The sequence below is a fragment of the Nocardioides sp. NPDC057577 genome, from assembly GCF_042801335.1.
Classification (GTDB): domain Bacteria; phylum Actinomycetota; class Actinomycetes; order Propionibacteriales; family Nocardioidaceae; genus Nocardioides.
Map to the genome: position 1 here is coordinate 1 of NZ_JBHVGB010000133.1, position 17,300 is coordinate 17,300.

Annotated in this window: 14 protein-coding genes; 3 read left to right on the forward strand and 11 right to left on the reverse strand. The window is 69.9% G+C overall.

Annotation, left to right across the window (positions count from 1 at the left end; genetic code table 11):
• Nucleotides 1–67 precede the first annotated feature (67 nt).
• Nucleotides 68–2,023, reverse strand: coding sequence for a helix-turn-helix domain-containing protein (locus tag ACFU7D_RS21665; protein WP_378871019.1), 1,956 nt, complete (start codon nt 2,021–2,023; stop codon nt 68–70).
• Nucleotides 2,020–4,692: a DNA translocase FtsK gene (locus ACFU7D_RS21670; protein WP_378871022.1), complete on the reverse strand. Its 2,673-nt coding sequence runs from the start codon at nt 4,690–4,692 to the stop codon at nt 2,020–2,022. Before ACFU7D_RS21670 ends, ACFU7D_RS21665 begins: the two co-directional genes overlap by 4 nt.
• A gap of 76 nt (nt 4,693–4,768) precedes the next feature.
• On the opposite strand from ACFU7D_RS21670, the gene ACFU7D_RS21675 reads away from it, so the two are divergent.
• Nucleotides 4,769–5,425, forward strand: coding sequence for a lysoplasmalogenase (locus ACFU7D_RS21675; protein ID WP_378871025.1), 657 nt, complete (start codon nt 4,769–4,771; stop codon nt 5,423–5,425).
• On the opposite strand, the gene ACFU7D_RS21680 is transcribed toward ACFU7D_RS21675, so the two are convergent.
• From ACFU7D_RS21680 to gcvT, 9 genes are all read right to left on the reverse strand, one after another.
• Nucleotides 5,422–7,107 (reverse strand): ribonuclease J, encoded by a 1,686-nt coding sequence (locus ACFU7D_RS21680; protein ID WP_378871027.1) that lies wholly within the window; start codon nt 7,105–7,107, stop codon nt 5,422–5,424. The two genes, ACFU7D_RS21675 and ACFU7D_RS21680, sit on opposite strands and share 4 nt — an antisense overlap.
• 11 nt (nt 7,108–7,118) lie before the next feature.
• The gene (gene dapA, locus ACFU7D_RS21685; protein WP_091040857.1) at nt 7,119–8,006 is read right to left on the reverse strand and encodes a 4-hydroxy-tetrahydrodipicolinate synthase; all 888 of its coding nucleotides are present in this window, start codon (nt 8,004–8,006) and stop codon (nt 7,119–7,121) included.
• Nucleotides 8,007–8,022: 16 nt separating this feature from the next.
• Nucleotides 8,023–8,961: an LLM class F420-dependent oxidoreductase gene (locus ACFU7D_RS21690; RefSeq protein WP_378871030.1), complete on the reverse strand. Its 939-nt coding sequence runs from the start codon at nt 8,959–8,961 to the stop codon at nt 8,023–8,025.
• Between the two features lie 26 nt (nt 8,962–8,987).
• A complete protein-coding gene (locus ACFU7D_RS21695) occupies nt 8,988–9,494 on the reverse strand; it encodes a dihydrofolate reductase (protein WP_378871033.1) in 507 nt (168 codons plus the stop codon).
• Nucleotides 9,484–10,278, reverse strand: coding sequence for a thymidylate synthase (locus tag ACFU7D_RS21700; RefSeq protein ID WP_378871036.1), 795 nt, complete (start codon nt 10,276–10,278; stop codon nt 9,484–9,486). Before ACFU7D_RS21700 ends, ACFU7D_RS21695 begins: the two co-directional genes overlap by 11 nt.
• 14 nt (nt 10,279–10,292) lie before the next feature.
• Nucleotides 10,293–11,123 carry a PhzF family phenazine biosynthesis protein gene (locus ACFU7D_RS21705; RefSeq protein ID WP_378871039.1) on the reverse strand — a complete coding sequence of 277 codons (831 nt, stop codon included), beginning with the start codon at nt 11,121–11,123 and terminating at the stop codon, nt 10,293–10,295.
• Between the two features lie 27 nt (nt 11,124–11,150).
• On the reverse strand, nt 11,151–12,125 hold the full coding sequence (locus tag ACFU7D_RS21710) for a DUF559 domain-containing protein (RefSeq protein ID WP_378871042.1): 975 nt from the start codon (nt 12,123–12,125) through the stop codon (nt 11,151–11,153).
• A 164-nt stretch (nt 12,126–12,289) separates the two neighbouring features.
• Nucleotides 12,290–12,547 carry a hypothetical protein gene (locus tag ACFU7D_RS21715; protein ID WP_378871045.1) on the reverse strand — a complete coding sequence of 86 codons (258 nt, stop codon included), beginning with the start codon at nt 12,545–12,547 and terminating at the stop codon, nt 12,290–12,292.
• Nucleotides 12,547–13,689 carry a glycine cleavage system aminomethyltransferase GcvT gene (gene gcvT / locus ACFU7D_RS21720; protein ID WP_378871047.1) on the reverse strand — a complete coding sequence of 381 codons (1,143 nt, stop codon included), beginning with the start codon at nt 13,687–13,689 and terminating at the stop codon, nt 12,547–12,549. The genes ACFU7D_RS21715 and gcvT overlap by 1 nt, the downstream gene beginning before the upstream one ends.
• A gap of 77 nt (nt 13,690–13,766) precedes the next feature.
• Here gcvT and ACFU7D_RS21725 point away from each other — a divergent pair, with 77 nt between their 5' ends.
• Entirely contained in the window at nt 13,767–15,293 is a 1,527-nt protein-coding gene (locus tag ACFU7D_RS21725) for a leucyl aminopeptidase (protein WP_378871050.1), read from the forward strand.
• Nucleotides 15,294–15,509: 216 nt separating this feature from the next.
• Entirely contained in the window at nt 15,510–17,297 is a 1,788-nt protein-coding gene (gene sucB, locus ACFU7D_RS21730) for a 2-oxoglutarate dehydrogenase, E2 component, dihydrolipoamide succinyltransferase (RefSeq protein WP_378871054.1), read from the forward strand.
• Nucleotides 17,298–17,300: the final 3 nt, after the last annotated feature.

The window sequence follows — 17,300 nt, forward strand, 5'->3', positions numbered from 1 at the left end:
GACCAGCCGACTCGGCGCCGGATGTGGTCAGGACGAGCCGACTCGGCGCCGCTTGACGCGCGGGGTGCTAGTTGGCGGTGTAGGTGCGCTGAGCGGCTTCGCCGGTCTTGCCGAGGGCCCTGGCCTTGCCGTCGCCGATCGCGACCTTGAGGGACCCGTCGGAGGTCTGTACGCGCAGGGGCGGGGTGACCTGGAGCACCTTGGACTCGCCGAAGGCGAGGTCGCCGCTGAAGACCACCTTGCCGCGCGAGTCGCGGACGACGACGTGGGCACCGCCACCGGCGGCGGAGACGGTCACCGGAACGGGCGACGACTTGCCGTAGGGGCTGTCGGTGCCGGCGGAGCCGTCGAGCTGGATCGCTCCGGCCTCGGGCTCGTGCTGGGTGCCGTCGATGACCAGGCGCGCGACCGACCAGACCAGGATCACCGCCATCACCGCGGCCACCAGGACCGACCAGGACGGGCCGCCACGCATCCGCCGGACGGGGCGGATCGCCGCGCTGTGGGCGAGCTCGGCCTCGAAGACCGCGCGCGGGCTGACCGGGCCGGAGGCGTACTTCTCGTCATAGGTGCGCAGCAGCGGCGCGACCTCGATGCCGAGGACACGCGCCAGCGTGCGCAGGTGGCCGCGGGCATAGAAGTCGCCGCCGCAGGGGCCGAAGTCGTCGACCTCGATCGCCTCGATGACGTGCGGACGGATCCGCGTCCACTCGGCCAGGCCGTCCATGTCCAGGGCGAGCCGGCGGCGGGCGGCGGCGATCTCAGCACCGATCTCCGGGACCTTGGCCGGCACGACCTCGGTCACCTGGTCGTCGACGCCGTCTATCGAGAGCGCCTTGACGCCCTCGTCGGGCACCGCGACCGGACGCACGCCCTCGGGCGCGGAGTCCTCGTCGTCAGGCTCGATCGCGGAGACCTTGGTCTCCTCGTCGACATCGGCTTCCTCGACGTCCGCGTCGGCGAAGGCGGCCTCCGCCAGATCCAGCTGGAGCGCGTTGGCGCCGTGGACGGCGATGGTCTCCTGCGGCTCCTCGGGCACATAGCGTACGTCCACCCGGACCGCCGTCGAAGGCTCGCGCAGCGGTGCGACCGGCTCCGCCTTCGCCTCGCTCACGGGGCTCACCTCGGGCTCGGGCTCGGGGCCGGCCTCCGGCGTCTTCTCGTCCTGCTGAGTGTCCCGGTCCACCTGGTCCTGCTCCGCCTCGTCCGCCACGTCTGCGGCATTGATATCAGGCACGTCCAAGACCCGGAGCATCCGGGGGTTGGTGTCTCCGGCCTGCTCGGAGAGGGGCGGGCGGATCGCGGTGTCACCGTCGTCGGCAGCGTTCTCGTCGGCGCTCTGGGAGATGCTCTCGGAGCTGCTCTCGTCGGGGTCGGTCTCCGCGTCCTCCGCGTCGAGCCCGGGGTCGATCTCGACGACCTCGACGCCGTCGGCGGCGACGATCGCGATGGCCTCGGTGACGTCGTCACCGGCGCCCAGGACGCGGGTGGAGAGGCCGAGCGGGAGCGAGAACGGCAGGCCGTAGAGGCGCTCGGTCAGCATCGCCTGGCGCCGGGCGGTCGGCGAGAGCTCCTCGAGCACCTCGTCCTCGTCGTGCAGCAGCACGCCGATGCGACCGTCCTTCCAGAACCGCTCGATCCCGTCCGGGCGAGGGGTGTGCTCGACGGACTCGATCTTCGACCACGGGATGCCCTGCCAGGTCTGGCCGAAGCGGAGGCGTACGCCCTGCTCGTCGACGAGCAGCAGCGGCATCCGGGAGTCCCAGGCCGTCCAGCCCTGCACCGCCGCGACGACGAGCAGGATCAGACCGACCAGGTAGCCCTCGATGCCGCCGCGCATCACGAAGGCGATGCCGACGAGCAGCGACGCGAGCGCCACCACCAGCGCGAGGCGGCCGTTGCGGCGTACCTCGACGACATCGACGTCGTGTGTCTCGACAGCCTCGACGGTCTCGACAGGGTCGACAGGGTCGACAGCCTCGGCAGGGTCGACGGTCTCGACCGCCGGTGAATTCTCGCTCACATCTCCCCCTGGATCGTTGCGATGACGCCGTCGATCTCGTCCGGCTTGACGAGTACGTCGCGTGCCTTGGAGCCCTCGGAGGGACCGACCACCCCGCGCGACTCGAGGATATCCATCAGGCGGCCGGCCTTGGCGAACCCGACGCGGAGCTTGCGCTGCAGCATCGAGGTCGACCCGAACTGGGTCGAGACGATCAGCTCGATCGCCTGGATGACCAGGTCCATGTCGTCGCCGATGTCGTCGTCCAGCACCCGCTTGGACTCGGCCGGGGCGGTCACGTCCTCGCGGTAGGACGGCTCGAGCTGTCCCTTGACCGACTTCACGACCGCGTTGATCTCCGACTCGGAGACCCACGAGCCCTGCACACGGATCGGCTTGGAGGAGCCCATCGGCAGGAACAGACCGTCACCCTGGCCGACCAGCTTCTCCGCACCCGGCTGGTCGAGGATGACGCGCGAGTCGGCCAGCGACGAGGTCGCGAAGGCGAGCCGCGAGGGCACGTTGGCCTTGATCAGACCGGTGACCACGTCGACCGAGGGCCGCTGCGTGGCCAGCACCAGGTGGATGCCGGCGGCACGGGCGAGCTGGGTGATGCGTACGACCGCGTCCTCGACGTCGCGCGGGGCGACCATCATCAGGTCGGCGAGCTCGTCGACGATGACCAGCAGGTAGGGGTAAGGCGACAGGACCCGCTCGGAGTCGGGCGGAAGCTCCACCTTCCCGGCGCGTACGGCCTTGTTGAAGTCGTCGACGTGACGGAAGCCGAAGTTGGCGAGGTCGTCGTAGCGCATGTCCATCTCGCGTACGACCCAGGCCAGCGCCTCGGCGGCCTTCTTCGGGTTGGTGATGATCGGCGTGATCAGGTGGGGCACGCCCTCGTAGGCGTTGAGCTCGACCCGCTTGGGGTCGACCATGATCATCCGCACCTCGTCGGGGGTGGCCCGCATCAAGACGCTCGTGATCATGGAGTTGATGAACGACGACTTACCCGAACCGGTCGCACCCGCGACCAGCAGGTGGGGCATCTTGGCGAGGTTCGCGACCACGAAGCCGCCCTCGACGTCCTTGCCGACACCGGTGATCATCGGGTGGTGGTCGCCGCGCGCCGCGTTGGAGCGGAGCACGTCGCCGAGGGTGACGATCTCCTTGTCGCTGTTGGGGATCTCCACGCCGACCGCGGACTTGCCGGGGATCGGGCTGAGGATGCGTACGTCCGCTGAGGCCACCGCATAGGCGATGTTCTTCTGGATGCCGGTGATCTTCTCGACCTTCACACCAGATCCGAGCTCGACGATGTAGCGCGTGACCGTCGGGCCACGGGTGTAGCCGGTGACCGCGGCGTCGATGTTGAACTCCTCCAGCACCGCCTGGAGCCGGTTGACGATGTCGTCGGAGGCCTTGGAACGAGCCTTGTGCGGCGATCCCGGCTTGAGCAGGTCGCTGCCCGGCAGCGTGTAGGCGACGTCGCCGGCGAGCATCAGCTGCTCAACGCGCTGGGGCAGCTCGGCGTGCGGCGGCGGCTCGAGGTCGCGCCGCTTGCCGGCCTTCGGTGCAGTGTCCGCGACGGCGGGCATGAGGCCCGCCGCGTCGCTCGGCACGGCCTCGTCGGGCTGGGTGTCGGCGTCGGAGTCCTCGTCGAGGGCGAGCGCGATGTCGAGCCCGTCCTTCTTGCGCTTCCTCTTCGGCTTCTCCTCCTCGAGGAGCGGCGTCTCGTAGGGCTCGAAGCCCTCGGGGTCGAAGGTGTCGTCGTCGGCGAAGAGCCTGCCACCCCGGCGCACCCGCCGGATGTTGGTGCCGCTCTCGCTCATCTCCTCGGGCGGCGTCAGGCCGAGCGCGCGGTCGCGCATCTCCACCAGGCGACTCGGCACCTGGTAGAGCGGGGTCCCGGTGATCACCAGGACCCCGAAGACGACGAGAAGCGAGAGGAGTACGACGACCACGGCCGTCGAACGCATGACGTCGAGCAGCAGGCTGGCCACGACGTAGCCGATCGCGCCGCCGGCCCACTGGAGCTCGGTGCTGTCGCCCGAGGTGGGCTGCGGGTTGCCGTTGGCGATCTGGATGATGCCGAGCGTGGCCATCAGGAACGCGGACCAGCCGATCGCGAGCCTGCCGACCGGCGCGGCATTGACCGGGTCGCGCATCAGCCGGACTCCGCCGACGACGAGCCCGACCGGCACCAGCCAGCCGACCTTGCCGACGACGCCCGCCACGGCGATGCGTACGACGTCGAAGAACTGCCCGCCGAGCTGGAACCAGACGCCGGCGGCGACGAGGACGGAGAGGCCGATCAAGAACAGGCCGGCACCGTCGCGCCGGTGCTCCGGCTCGAGGTCACTGGCGGCCTGACCGCCCACCCGGAAGATGGCCGCCACTCCCCCGGCGATCGCCAGCCACAGGCTCGCGATGGTGGAGATGATGGCGTCGAAGAGGACCGCGATCGGGCTGGGCCCGTTGCGTACGGCACGAGGTGGCGTACGGTTCGTCGTCTTCCGGTTGGCCGACTTTGCGGCGGGACGGCGCTTGTTCTGGCCTTTGTTCGGCGCTGCCTTTGAGCGGGCCCGGCTCGTGGCCGTTGCTCGCTTTGTCGTGGTCGTACTCCGGGGACGGGTGCTCTTGGTGGTGGTCGAGCTCCGCGAACCCGGCGGGGAAGACGTACGGGTCGCCATACAAGCAGGGTATTTGACCGAGCGGCCTGGCTCCGGGACCCCATGGGGGTGTGTTGCATCGGTGTAGTTTGCCGCCATGCAGAGCCTCGCAGTCCTCGCTGCCGTTCTCACCGCCGCCGACGCCGTGACTGACTGGACCTGCGTGTGGTTCGGGTGGCGTCGGATCCACTACGTCACCAAACCTCTGGTGATGGTGGGGCTGATGGTGCTGGTGGGACTGGTCAGCGACGGTGAGCCGGCAGCATGGTGGCTGGTCTTCGCCCTCTTCTTCGGGATGCTCGGCGACATCTCGATGATCGGGTCCTCAGCGCGGCGATTCCTCGGCGGCGTGGGGCTGTTCTTCGTCGGCCACCTGGCGTACGCCGTGACCTTCCTCGCCCTCGGCCTCGAGACCCCCGCGTGGTCCTGGGCCGGGATCGCGGTCGCGGTCGTGCTGGCGATACCGATGGGCCGGGTGCTCCGCGGCGCCCGGGAGATGGGCGGTCCCCCGATGGCGGCGGCCCTGGCCGCGTACTCCCTGGTCATCGCCACCATGCTCGTGCTCGGCTGGCTGACCGGGAGCGTGTGGATCGCCGCGGGTGCGACGATCTTCGTCGTCAGCGACACCCTGATCGGGCTCAACCTCGCCGAGCACGGCAACGCGCCGCCGCGCCTGACCAACGTGCAGATCATGGTGACCTATCACGTCGGCCAGGCGCTGATCACGGCTGGCGTGCTGCTCGCGCTCGCCTAGGCTTCGATCACGACAGGGACGATCATCGGGCGGCGACGGTGGGTGCTGGAGACCCAGCGCCCGAAGGTACGCCGGATGGCCTGCTGCAGCTGGTAGGTGTCGGTCGCACCCTCGGAGATCGCACGGTTGACCGCCTTGACGATCGGCTGCTTGATCGGCTCGAAGGCGTTGTCCGGCCACACGTGGCCGCGGGCGTGGATCTCGGGGCCGCTGGCGACCGTGCCCTTGACCGAGTCGACGACGACGATGATCGAGACGAAGCCCTCCTCGGACAGGATGCGGCGGTCCTTGAGCTCGGACTCGGTGACGTCGCCGACGGTGGTGCCGTCGACGAAGACGTAGCCGCACTCGACCTTGCCCGCGATCTCGGCCTTGCCGTCGATGAGGTCGACGACCACGCCGTCCTCGGCGTAGACGACGCTCTCCACGCCGGTCTGGCGGGCCAGGTCGCCGTTGGCGAGCAGATGGCGCACCTCGCCGTGGACGGGCATCACGTTGCGCGGGCGGACGATGTTGTAGCAGTAGAGCAGCTCACCGGCGCTGGCGTGACCGGAGACGTGCACGAGGGCGTTGCCCTTGTGGACCACGTTGGCGCCGAGGCGGGCGAGGCCGTTGATCACCCGGTAGACCGAGTTCTCGTTGCCCGGGATCAGGCTGCTCGCGAGCAGGACGGTGTCGCCCGGCTCGATGTGGACGAAGTTGTGGGTGCCGTTGGCGATCCGCGACAACGCCGACATCGGCTCGCCCTGCGAGCCGGTCGAGACCATGACGACGCGCTCCGGCGGCAGCTCGGCGAGCTCCTTGGCGTCGACGATCACGTCCTCGGGCACGTGCAGGTATCCGAGGTCGGAGGCGATCTGCATGTTGCGGACCATCGAGCGACCGACGTACGCCACCTTGCGGCCGTGAGCGACCGCACTGTCGAGCACCTGCTGGACGCGGTGCACGTGGGAGGCGAAGCAGGCCACGATGATGCGCTGGTCGGACTCGCGGAAGACCTGCTCGATCGCGGGCGCGATCTTCTTCTCCGCGGTCGTGAAGCCGGGGACCTCGGCGTTGGTGGAGTCGGTGAGGAACAGGTCCACACCCTCCTCGCCGAGCCGGGCGAACGCGCGCAGGTCGGTGATCCGGCCGTCCAGCGGCAGCTGGTCCATCTTGAAGTCGCCGGTGTGCAGCACGAGCCCGGCGCCGGTGCGGATCGCGACCGCGAGCGCGTCCGGGATGGAGTGGTTGACGGCGACGAACTCGAGCTCGAAGGGCCCGAAGGAGATCGTGTCGCCCTCGCGTACCTTGTGCTGGACCGTCTCGCGCAGGCGGTGCTCGCGCAGCTTCGAGCCGAGCAGGGCCAGGGTCAGCTCGGAGCCGACCAGCGGGATGTTCTGCCGCTCGCGGAGCAGGTAGGGCGTCGCCCCGATGTGGTCCTCGTGACCGTGGGTGAGGACCAGCGCCTCGATGTCGCCGAGCCGGTCACGGATCGGGCCGAAGTCGGGCAGGATCAGGTCGACGCCGGGCTGCTGCTCCTCGGGGAAGAGCACGCCGCAGTCGACGATCAGCAACCGGCCGTCGTACTCGAAGACGGTCATGTTGCGGCCGACCTCGCCGAGGCCGCCGAGAGGGGTGACCCGCAGGCCGCCCTTGGGGAGCTTGCCGGGTTCGGTCAGCTCCGGGTGTGGGTGAGACAAAGGCGTTCCTTCTAGAGAAGGCCAGAGGCCTCCAGCCCGGCTCGCAGCGCCTCGACCTCGTCCGCCTCGAGCGCCACCAGGGGCCCTCGTACGTTGCGGTTGTCGATCACGCCGGTCAGCTCGAGAGCGGCCTTGGCGGTGGTGGCTCCGTAGTTCGGGACGCCCATGATGGCGTCGATCGCGGGGAGCATCCGCGCATAAGTCTTGCGGGCGGTCTCGATGTCGCTCGCCGCGAAGGCGTCGATCATCGTCCGCGTCTGGTCGCCGAGCACGTGGGCGGCGACGCTGATCACGCCGACGGCGCCGTGCGCCAGCCAGGCGAGGGTGAGCGCGTCGTCACCGGAGTAGATCGAGTAGCCGAGGTCGAGCAGCCTGGTGCCGCGCGGGAAGTCGCCGGCGGCCTCCTTGACCGCGACGACGGTGTCCCAGGTGATCGCCTCGCGGTAGGTGTCGAGGGTGATCGGGGAGCCGGTGCGGCCGGGGACGTCGTAGAGGATGACCGGGGTGTCGGTGGCTCCGACGACCGTGCGGAAGTGCTCGCGGATGCCGCGCTCGCCCGGCTTGTTGTAGTAGGGCGTCACCAGCAGCAGGCCGTCGGCGCCGATCGACGCCGCCTGCTTGGCGAGCTCGACGGTCGTGCGGGTGTCGTTGGTGCCGATGCCGGCCACGATCTTGGCGCGGTCGCCGACGGCGTCCTTGACCGCGGCCAGGATCTCGCCGTCCTCGGCGGGGGTGGTGGTCGGCGACTCGCCGGTGGTGCCGGAGACGACGATGCCGTCGTGGCCGTGGTCGACCAGGTGCTTGGCGACTTTCTGAGTCTGCTCCAAGTCGACCGAGCCATCGTCGTTGAACATCGTGACGAGTGCGGAGAGCACGGTGCCGAAGGGAGCATCAGTCATGGCGTACAGACTATCGTCAGACGCGCGGCATGACCTCGTCGGCTACGAGTGCGAGATGGTCCAGATCGCTCAGGTCCAGCACCTGGAGGTAGATCCGGGTCGCGCCGACGTCCTCGAACCGCTTGATCTTGGCGACCACCTCGTCCGGGGTCCCGGCCAGGCCGTTCTCACGAAGCTCGGCGGGCTCGCGTCCGATCGCCCGCGCACGGGCGGCGATCTCGTCCTCGTCGCGGCCGACGCAGAGCACCTGAGCGGCGGAGTGGACCATCGAGTCGTCCCGGCCGGCCGCCTCGACGAAGCGCCCGACGTTCTCGAACAGCGCCTGGGACTCCTCGACGGAGACGAACGCGGCGTTGAACTCGTCGGCGAACGTGGCGGCCAGCGTCGGCGTACGCTTCTTGCCACCGCCGCCGACGATCACCGGGATCGAGCCGGCGTGGCCGCGGGTCTGGACGGGCTTCGGCAGGCCCGGGCTCTCCTTGATCGTGTAGTGCTTCCCGTTGAAGTCGAAGGTCTCCCCCGGCTCGGTCGCCCACAGCCCGGTGATGATCTCGAGCTGCTCCTCCAGCCGGTCGAACCGCTCCCCCAGAGCCGGGAACGGGATCCCGTACGCCTCGTGCTCCTGCTCGAACCAGCCCGCCCCCAGGCCGAGCTCGACCCGGCCCTCGGACATGTCGTCCACGTTGGCGGCCTGGATCGCCAGCACACCCGGGAGGCGGAAGGTCGCCGAGGTGACCAGCGTGCCGAGTCGGATCGTGCTCGTGTCGCGGGCCAGGCCGGCGAGCGTCGTCCACGCGTCGCTGGGTCCGGGCAGCCCGTCGACCGAACCCATCTTCAGGTAGTGGTCGGAGCGGAAGAACGCCCCGAACCCCAGCTCCTCGGCCTTCTGGGCGACAGCGACGATGTCGGCGTAGGACGCCCCCTGCTGGGGCTCGGTGAAGATGCGCAGCTCCATGCCGTTTACCTTAGAGGGGCGCAGACCTACTCGCGCGTTCGGGAGCGAGGCAGGGCCGGAGCACGGGCGAGGAACACCCGGTCGTACGCCTCGTGCGGCTCTCGCTTCGTCTCGACCCACTCCGCCTGGTCGAACGGCGGGTAGAGGACGTCACCGACCGGTTCGAGGTGGACGCGGGTGATCACCTGCTCGGTGGCGTACGGGAGGGCGGCCTCGTAGACCTGCGCTCCCCCGGCGACGATCGTGTCGCCCTGCTCGGCGGCGGCCAGCGCGAGGGCGGTGTCGATGTCGTGGGCGACCAGGACACCGTCGTAGGCCCAGTCCTTGTCCTTGGTCAGCACGACGGTCGTGCGGCCAGGGAGGGGGCGGCCGATCGACTCGAAGGTGGTGCGGCCCATGACGAGCGTGTGGCCCATCGTGATCGCCTTGAACTCGGCCTGCTCCCCCGGGATCTTCCAGGGGATGTCGGGGCCGTTGCCGATGACCCCGTTGTCGGCCACCGCGGCGACCATGACGATGCGTTCAGACGGCAATGGGAGCCTTGATGACGGGGTGCGGGTCGTAGCCCTCCACCGTGATGTCGTCGAGCTCGAAGGCGTCGATGTCCTTGACCTCCGGGTTGAGACGGAGCGTCGGCAGCGGACGGGGCTCGCGGGTGAGCTGGAGGCGGGCCTGCTCGAGATGGTTGCTGTAGAGGTGGGCGTCGCCGAGGGTGTGCACGAACTCACCCGGCTCGAGGCCGGTCACGTGGGCGACCATGTGGGTGAGCAGGGCGTAGGAGGCGATGTTGAACGGCACCCCCAGGAACACGTCGGCGGAGCGCTGGTAGAGCTGCAGGCTCAGCTTGCCGTCGGCGACGTAGAACTGGCACAGCGTGTGGCACGGCGGCAGCGCCATGTCGTCGATGTCGGCCGGGTTCCAGGCGCTGATGACGTGGCGGCGGCTGTCGGGGTCCTGCTTGATCTGGTCGATGATCCGGGCGATCTGGTCGACATGACGGCCGTCGGGTGTGGGCCAGGAGCGCCACTGGTAGCCGTAGACCGGCCCCAGGTCGCCGTTCTCGTCGGCCCACTCGTCCCAGATCGTGATGCCGCGCTCCTGGAGCCAGCGCACGTTGGTGTCGCCGCGCAGGAACCACAGCAGCTCCCCGAAGACCGATCGGGTGTGGACCTTCTTCGTGGTCAGCAGCGGGAAACCCTCGCTGAGGTCATAGCGGGTCTGGTGACCGAAGACGCTGATCGTGCCCGTCCCGGTGCGGTCGGACTTCTCCACACCCTCGTCGAGGATGCGGGTCAACAGATCGAGGTAGGACTGCACGGCCCCAGCCTAGGTCAGAGCTCGACCGTGCCGTGGATGGTGGTCAGTGTGTCTCCGCCCACCCACACCTGGCCGCCGGCCCTCTCGATGTGCACGCGGCCGCGCCGTCTCATGACGGTCCCCTGCGAGGCGAGGTACGCCTCCGGGAGCCGCGACCCCGCCAGCCACTGTCCCAGCGCGGCGTTGAGCGACCCGGTGACCGGGTCTTCGAAGGCGACACCGTCGGCCGGGAAGAACGCCCGGACCTCGACAGCGCACTCGCTGCCCTCGGGGTAGCGGCCGACCAGGCCGACCTTGTGATCTCCCAGCGCAGCGTGGTCGGGGGTAACGGCCAGGACGGCCTCCGCGTCGGCGAGCATCACCCCGACCCAACCCGGGCCGTTGTCGCACCACCGCGCGTCCTGGATGTCGTCCCGGGCGATCCGCAGTCCCCTCGCGATGGCGTGGAGGGTGTCCTCATCGACCTCGCCGCCGCGGATCAGCTCGGGTGCCGCGAAGGCGATCCGCTCATCACGGCGCAGCTCGACGAGCCCGACACCACACTCCTGCACCAGGCTCGCGCCCTTCGGCTCTCCGCCCGCCTCCAGCCAGGCGTGCGCCGAGCCGAGCGTCGGGTGGCCAGCGAACGGCAGCTCACCGCTGACCGTGAAGATCCGCAGCCGGTAGTCGGCCGCCGGATCCGTCGGCGCCAGCAGGAACGTGGTCTCGGACAGGTTCGTCCACCGCGCGAAGGCGGCCATCTGCTCGTCGGTGAGGCCGTCGGCCCCGTGGACGACCGCGACCGGGTTGCCCAGCAGCGGCTCGGCGGTGAAGACGTCGACCTGGCGGAACTCGTAGCTGCTCACGGCCCGAGGCTACTCGGCTGGGAGGAGTCAGGGGCGACCCGGGAAGTGGAGCTGCCACTGAGGGGACAGGTGCGTCGGTACGCCGGGCAGCCGCCTTGCCACCAGCTGCCGGTGGATTCGGTCCAGGGTGTTGCCCGGGGTGGAGTAGATGTCCTTGGCGATGAAGACGAGGATGCGCCAACCGTCGTCGTCGATCTTCTCCCGGCGGTCGATGTCGGACTCCCACTGCTCCTGGCGCTCGACGTGCTGCCGGCCGTCGTACTCGACGATCAGCTTGATCGATGGCCAGCACAGGTCGTACTTGCGGAAGTCGAGCTCGCTCTCCTCCCCGACCAGCTTATTGACCAGTGGCTCGGGGAGACCCGCGAGGACGATCAGCATGCGCAGGCGGGTCTCCATCGGAGAGTCGACGCCGGTACGCACGTAGGCCAGCGCCTGACGAGCGGCCGCCGCACCTGGGCCCGTTGCCTGGGCACAGTGCCGCTGGAGGCGGCCGAGCCCGTTGGGATTCTTCCGCACCAGATGATCACCGACCACGACGAGGTCGACCAGCGTGAGCAGCGTGGCGAGCTCGACGAAGTTCTGCTCGATCAACGAGACCCGCACACCGGCCACTGTCCTGACCTCCGCTTTCAGAGCGCAGTGACAGACGACACCGCCGATCCGGTGACGGTCCTTCTGGGCCATCACGGTGACGTGCTCACCCGGTAGAGCGGGCAGCGGGAGCCCCGAGATCCGAGCCGCGGTCGCGTGGCTGGCGAAGGCCGTGTCGGCGTAGGTCGTCAGCGCCGCTTCGGCGCGAATCAGCGGGGTCAGCTCGACATCCGCCGCTACGAAGACACCGGTGTGCAGGCGTACGAAGCCCGGTCCGCGGAGCCGGTTCGGAGTGATTCCCGCCGCCAACGCCTGCTTTCGGGTGAACGGACGAGACAGGTCGAACGGCTCCTCGTCGGACTCGATGTCGACGTCAGAGACCGACTCGGAACCAGCTGATGCATTCACACCGATCAGCATCAGACAATCCGGCGATACCTGCAGAAGTTATCCACAGACCCACCGCGTCTGGTCCGCATCCACGACAACGCCCCTCAAGGGTCAAGATGGTGGTCACGTCCAGCGAAGCGACCACCATCTCGACCCTTGAGGGGCGAGGTAGTTGAAGTGGGTCAGGCGGTGAGCTTCATCGGGCCGTAGACCTGCCGGTCGTGCTCGAAGAGCACCACCGCGGCCACGCCCGCGTCCAGCAGGTCCTGCCAGACCTCGCCGACCCACGACTCGGCGTCGCTCTGGTTGGCGAAGCGCTGGCCGGCGAGCTCGCCGTCAACCGACACCTCGGCACCCGAGGCGTCGACGAGCTGCCACCACCACGGCCGGTCGGCCGCCGACGGCTGCTTGAACACCGAAGGGACATCAGGGATGCTCATCAGCCCTCCCGCACGTGCGAAGGGACGAACGGCGGCTTGGTGAGCTGGAAGATCTCGCGGCGGCCGCGTACGTCGATCCCGATCTCGGCCTCGGGGTTGACCGTCGTCGAGACGAGCACCAGGCCCACGCCCTTCTTCAGGGTGGGCGAGAAGGTGCCTGAGGTGACCTCGCCGACCGGCACGTCGGCGGTCAGGGAGGCGGTCATGTGTGGGCGTGGGATGCCGCGGCCGACGGCGACGATGCCGCGCAGCGCGCGCTTCGGGCCGGCCTCCTTCTCGGCGACCAGCTTGTCCCGGCCCCAGAAGGCGTCCTTCTTCCAGCCGACGGCCCAGCCGAGGCCGGCCTCGTTGGGGGTGACGTCGAGGGCGATGTCCTGGCCGTGGAGCGGGTAGCCCATCTCCGTACGCAGCGTGTCGCGGGCGCCGAGGCCGCACGGGACCGCGCCCAGCTCCTCGCCCCGGGACAGCAGCGCGTCCCAGAGCGCGCCGGCGGCCTCGTTGGCGACGATCAGCTCGTAGCCGCGCTCACCGGAGTAGCCGGAGCGGCACACGACGACGCCGATCTCGTCACCGAGTACGTCAGGAGCGGCCGCCTCCACGAAGGACATGTATTCGTGACCGGCCGGCAGCCCGACCGCCTCGAGCAGCTCGTCCGACTTCGGCCCCTGGACGGCGAGCACCGCGTAGTCGCGGTGGTGGTCGGCGAGGTGGATCTCCTCGGGTGCGGCCTCCTGGAGCCGGCGCACGACCTCGGGGGTGTTGGCGGCGTTGGGAACGATCAGGACGTGCTCGTCGTCGCGGTAGTAGGCGATCAGGTCGTCGACGATGCCGCCGGACTCCTCGTCGCAGCAGAGCGTGTATTGCGCCTTGCCGGGCTTGATCCGGTTGAGGTCGTTGGTGAAGGACGCGTTGACGAAGTCGGCCGCACCCGGCCCGCTGATCATGACCTTGCCCAGGTGGCTGACATCGAAGACGCCGACTGCCTCACGGACCGCCGTGTGCTCCTTGACGACCCCGGAGTACTCCAGCGGCATCGACCAGCCGCCGAACTCACCGAACTTCGCGCCGAGCCCGACGTGGTTTTCGTGCAGAGGGGACTGGAGCAGCTCCGACCCGCCCCCCGTGGAGGTCTCTTCAGCCATACCGCGAACTTATCGCACCAGGCCGACACTCCCCGGTCCGCGTCCCCTCCGGGCGCGCCACACCTAGACTGCACGACGTGACCCTGCCTGACATCACCTACACGCTGCGTACCGCCTCCCCCGCCAAGACCCGTGCCGAGGCGGTCGTCGTCGGCATCGGGCAGGGCGCGAAGGATGTCGAGGTGCCCGCCGGCGCAGAGGACGTCAAGGCCGCCTACGGGCGCCGGTGGCGGGGCATGCTCGCCACGCTCGGCGTCAGCGGCAAGGCCGGCGAGGTCACCCGCCTGCCCGCGGGCAACGAGATCGGCGCACAGCTCCTGGTGCTGGTCGGGCTCGGCAAGCCAGGTGCGGACGGCACCTACACCTCCGATGCCGTACGCCGCGCCGCCGGCGCCGCCGCCCGCGCAGTGCCCAACGCGACCTCCGTCGCCGTGGCCCTGCCGGCCGACACCCCCGACCTGGTGCGGGCCGTCGCCGAGGGCTACGTCCTCGGCGGCTACACCTACACCGCCTACAAGTCGAGCACGGCCAAGTCGGGCGGAGAGAGCAACGGGCCGAACGACGTCGCGATCCTGAGCGCGATCGCGCGGCGTACGGACGCGGTCACCGCCTTCGAGGAGGCGCAGATTCTCGCCCAGGCGGTCGCCGGCACCCGCGAGTGGGTCAACGTCCCGCCCGCCGACCTGACTCCCCCGGCGTTCGCGGACGCCATCACGCACGTGGCCGGACTGGTCGACGGCGTCGAGGCGACCGTCTACGACGAGGAGCAGCTCGCCGAGCTCGGCTGCGGCGGCATCCTCGCGGTGGGCATGGGCTCGGCGGCTGCGCCGCGTCTGGTCGAGCTCACCTACTCCCCCGACGACGCGCGCGGCCACATCGCGCTGGTCGGCAAGGGCATCACCTTCGACTCCGGCGGCCTCACGATCAAGCCGGGCAGCTCGATGTCCACGATGAAGTCGGACATGGCCGGTGCAGCCGCGGTGGCCCAGGCGACGTTCGCGATCGCCCGCCTCGGGCTGCCGGTGAAGGTCTCCGCGTTCGTACCGATGGCGGAGAACATGGTCTCCGGCTCGTCCTACCGGCCCGGCGACGTGGTCACCCACTACGGCGGCACGACCGTCGAGGTCTCCAACATGGACGCGGAGGGACGGATGGTCCTCGCCGACGCCCTGGTGCGAGCCACCGAGGTGTCGCCGGACCTGATCATCGACGTCGCCACGCTCACCGGTCACATGGTGATGGCGCTGGGTGACAGGGTCAGCGGCGTACTCGGCTCCGAGGACGTCGTCGACCGCGTCCTCGCCGCCGCCGACGTCGCCGGCGAGCAGATGTGGCCGATGCCCATCCCGGAATGGATGGACGAGCGAATCCGTTCCTCCAAGGTGGCCGACCTCAACCAGCACGACTGGATCCGCTGGGGCGGTGGGCTGTACGCCGCCGCCTTCCTGCGCGAGTTCACCGGCGGTCTCCCCTGGGCCCATCTCGACATCGCCGGACCGTCCTTCAACAGCGGAGGCGCCTCCGGCCATCTCACTCCCGGAGGCACGGGTGTGGCGGTGGCAACACTGGTGGACTACGTACGCGAGATGGCTACCGATCAGTAGTGGTCCGGTTGACACAGCGCTGCGGGGGTAGTGACAAGATGGGCTCCGTGATCGACGCCCTTGGCCGCCCTTCTGGCGGCATCATGAGTGCGTCGGGCAGGTGTCGGCCCAGACCGACGCGCCTTTCTCCTCGCCGGGCCATCGGGCTCGGTCGTGGTGGCGCGCGTGTCCGGACATACAAGTAGAGCAACGAACAGACGTAGAACGAAGGAACTCATGGCCACCGAAGTAACTCTCCCGGCACTCGGCGAGTCCGTCACCGAGGGCACCGTCACCCGCTGGCTCAAGCAGGTCGGCGACACGGTTGCGGTCGACGAGGCCCTGCTGGAGGTCTCCACCGACAAGGTCGACACCGAGATCCCCTCGCCGGTCGCGGGCACCGTGCTCGAGATCAAGGCTGCCGAGGACGACACCGTCGAGGTCGGTGGCCTGCTCGCCGTCATCGGCGCTGCCGACGAGGCCGGCGCCGACGCCGCTCCGGCGGAGCCCGCCGCGCCTGCCGCCGAGCCCGCCGAGGCTGCCGCTCCCGCCGCCGAGCCTGAGGCCCCGGCCGCGCCTGCCGAGCCCGAGGCTCCCGCCGCGCCTGCCCCTGCGGCCGCTCCGGCGCCCGCCGCCGGCGGCAACGCCACCGAGGTTGCTCTCCCCGCGCTGGGCGAGTCGGTCACCGAGGGCACCGTCACCCGCTGGCTCAAGCAGGTCGGCGACACGGTCGCCGTCGACGATGCTCTGCTCGAGGTCTCCACCGACAAGGTCGACACCGAGATCCCCTCGCCGGTCGCCGGCACCCTGCTCGAGATCAAGGTCGCCGAGGACGAGACCGTCGAGGTCGGCGCCGTGCTCGCGCTCGTCGGTGACGCCGGTGCCGCCCCGGCTGCCGAGCCCGCGCCCGCCGCCCCGGCCCCGGAGCCGACTCCCGAGCCGACTCCCGAGCCGACTCCCGAGCCCGCTCCGGCCGCCGCCGCTCCCGCTCCGGCGCCTGCCGCTCCCGCTCCCGCTCCGGCTGCACCCGCTGCTCCGGCTCCTGCTGCCCCGGCTCACGCCGCGCCGTCCACCGACGGCTCCCCGGCCATCCAGCCCGGTGGCTACGTGACCCCGCTCGTACGCAAGCTCGCGGCCCAGCACAACGTCGACCTCGACACCGTCGAGGGTTCGGGCGTCGGTGGCCGCATCCGCAAGGAGGACATCCTCCAGGCGGCCGCCGCGAAGTCGGCTCCGGCCGCCGCCCCGGCAGCCGCAGCTCCGGCGGCCTCGGCCGCTCCGGCCGCTTCCGCCGCCCCCGCGGCCCCGTCGCCGCTGCGTGGCACCACCGAGAAGATCTCGCGTCTGCGCAAGGTGATCGCCGAGCGGATGACCGAGTCGCTGCACACCGCGGCGCAACTGACCCAGGTCATGGAGGTCGATGTCACGAACATCGCCCGCCTCCGTGAGGCCAACAAGGCCGGGTTCCTGCAGCGCGAGGGCGTGAAGCTGACCTACCTGCCGTTCTTCGCCAAGGCCGCGATCGACGCGCTCAAGGTGCACCCGAAGCTCAACGCCGGGATCGACATCGAGGCCGGCACGGTCACCTACTACGACCGCGAGAACATCGCCTTCGCCGTCGACACCCCGAAGGGTCTGCTGACCCCGGTGGTCAAGGACGCGGGCGACCTGTCGATCGCGGGTATCGCGAAGAAGATCGCGGACGTGGCCGACCGCACGCGCAACAACAAGATCACCCCGGACGAACTCTCCGGCGGCACCTTCACGATCACCAACCTGGGTTCGTTCGGCGCGCTCTTCGACACCCCGATCATCAACCAGCCGCAGGTCGCCATCCTCGGCCCGGGTGCCGTCGTGAAGCGCCCGGTCGTCATCGACGACCCGGACCTCGGCGAGACCATCGCGGTGCGCTACATGGTCAACGTCGCGCTCACCTACGACCACCGCCTGGTCGACGGCGCCGACGCCGGCCGCTTCCTCCAGGACGTCAAGAAGCGCCTCGAGGCTGCTCAGTTCGAGATCTGAGCC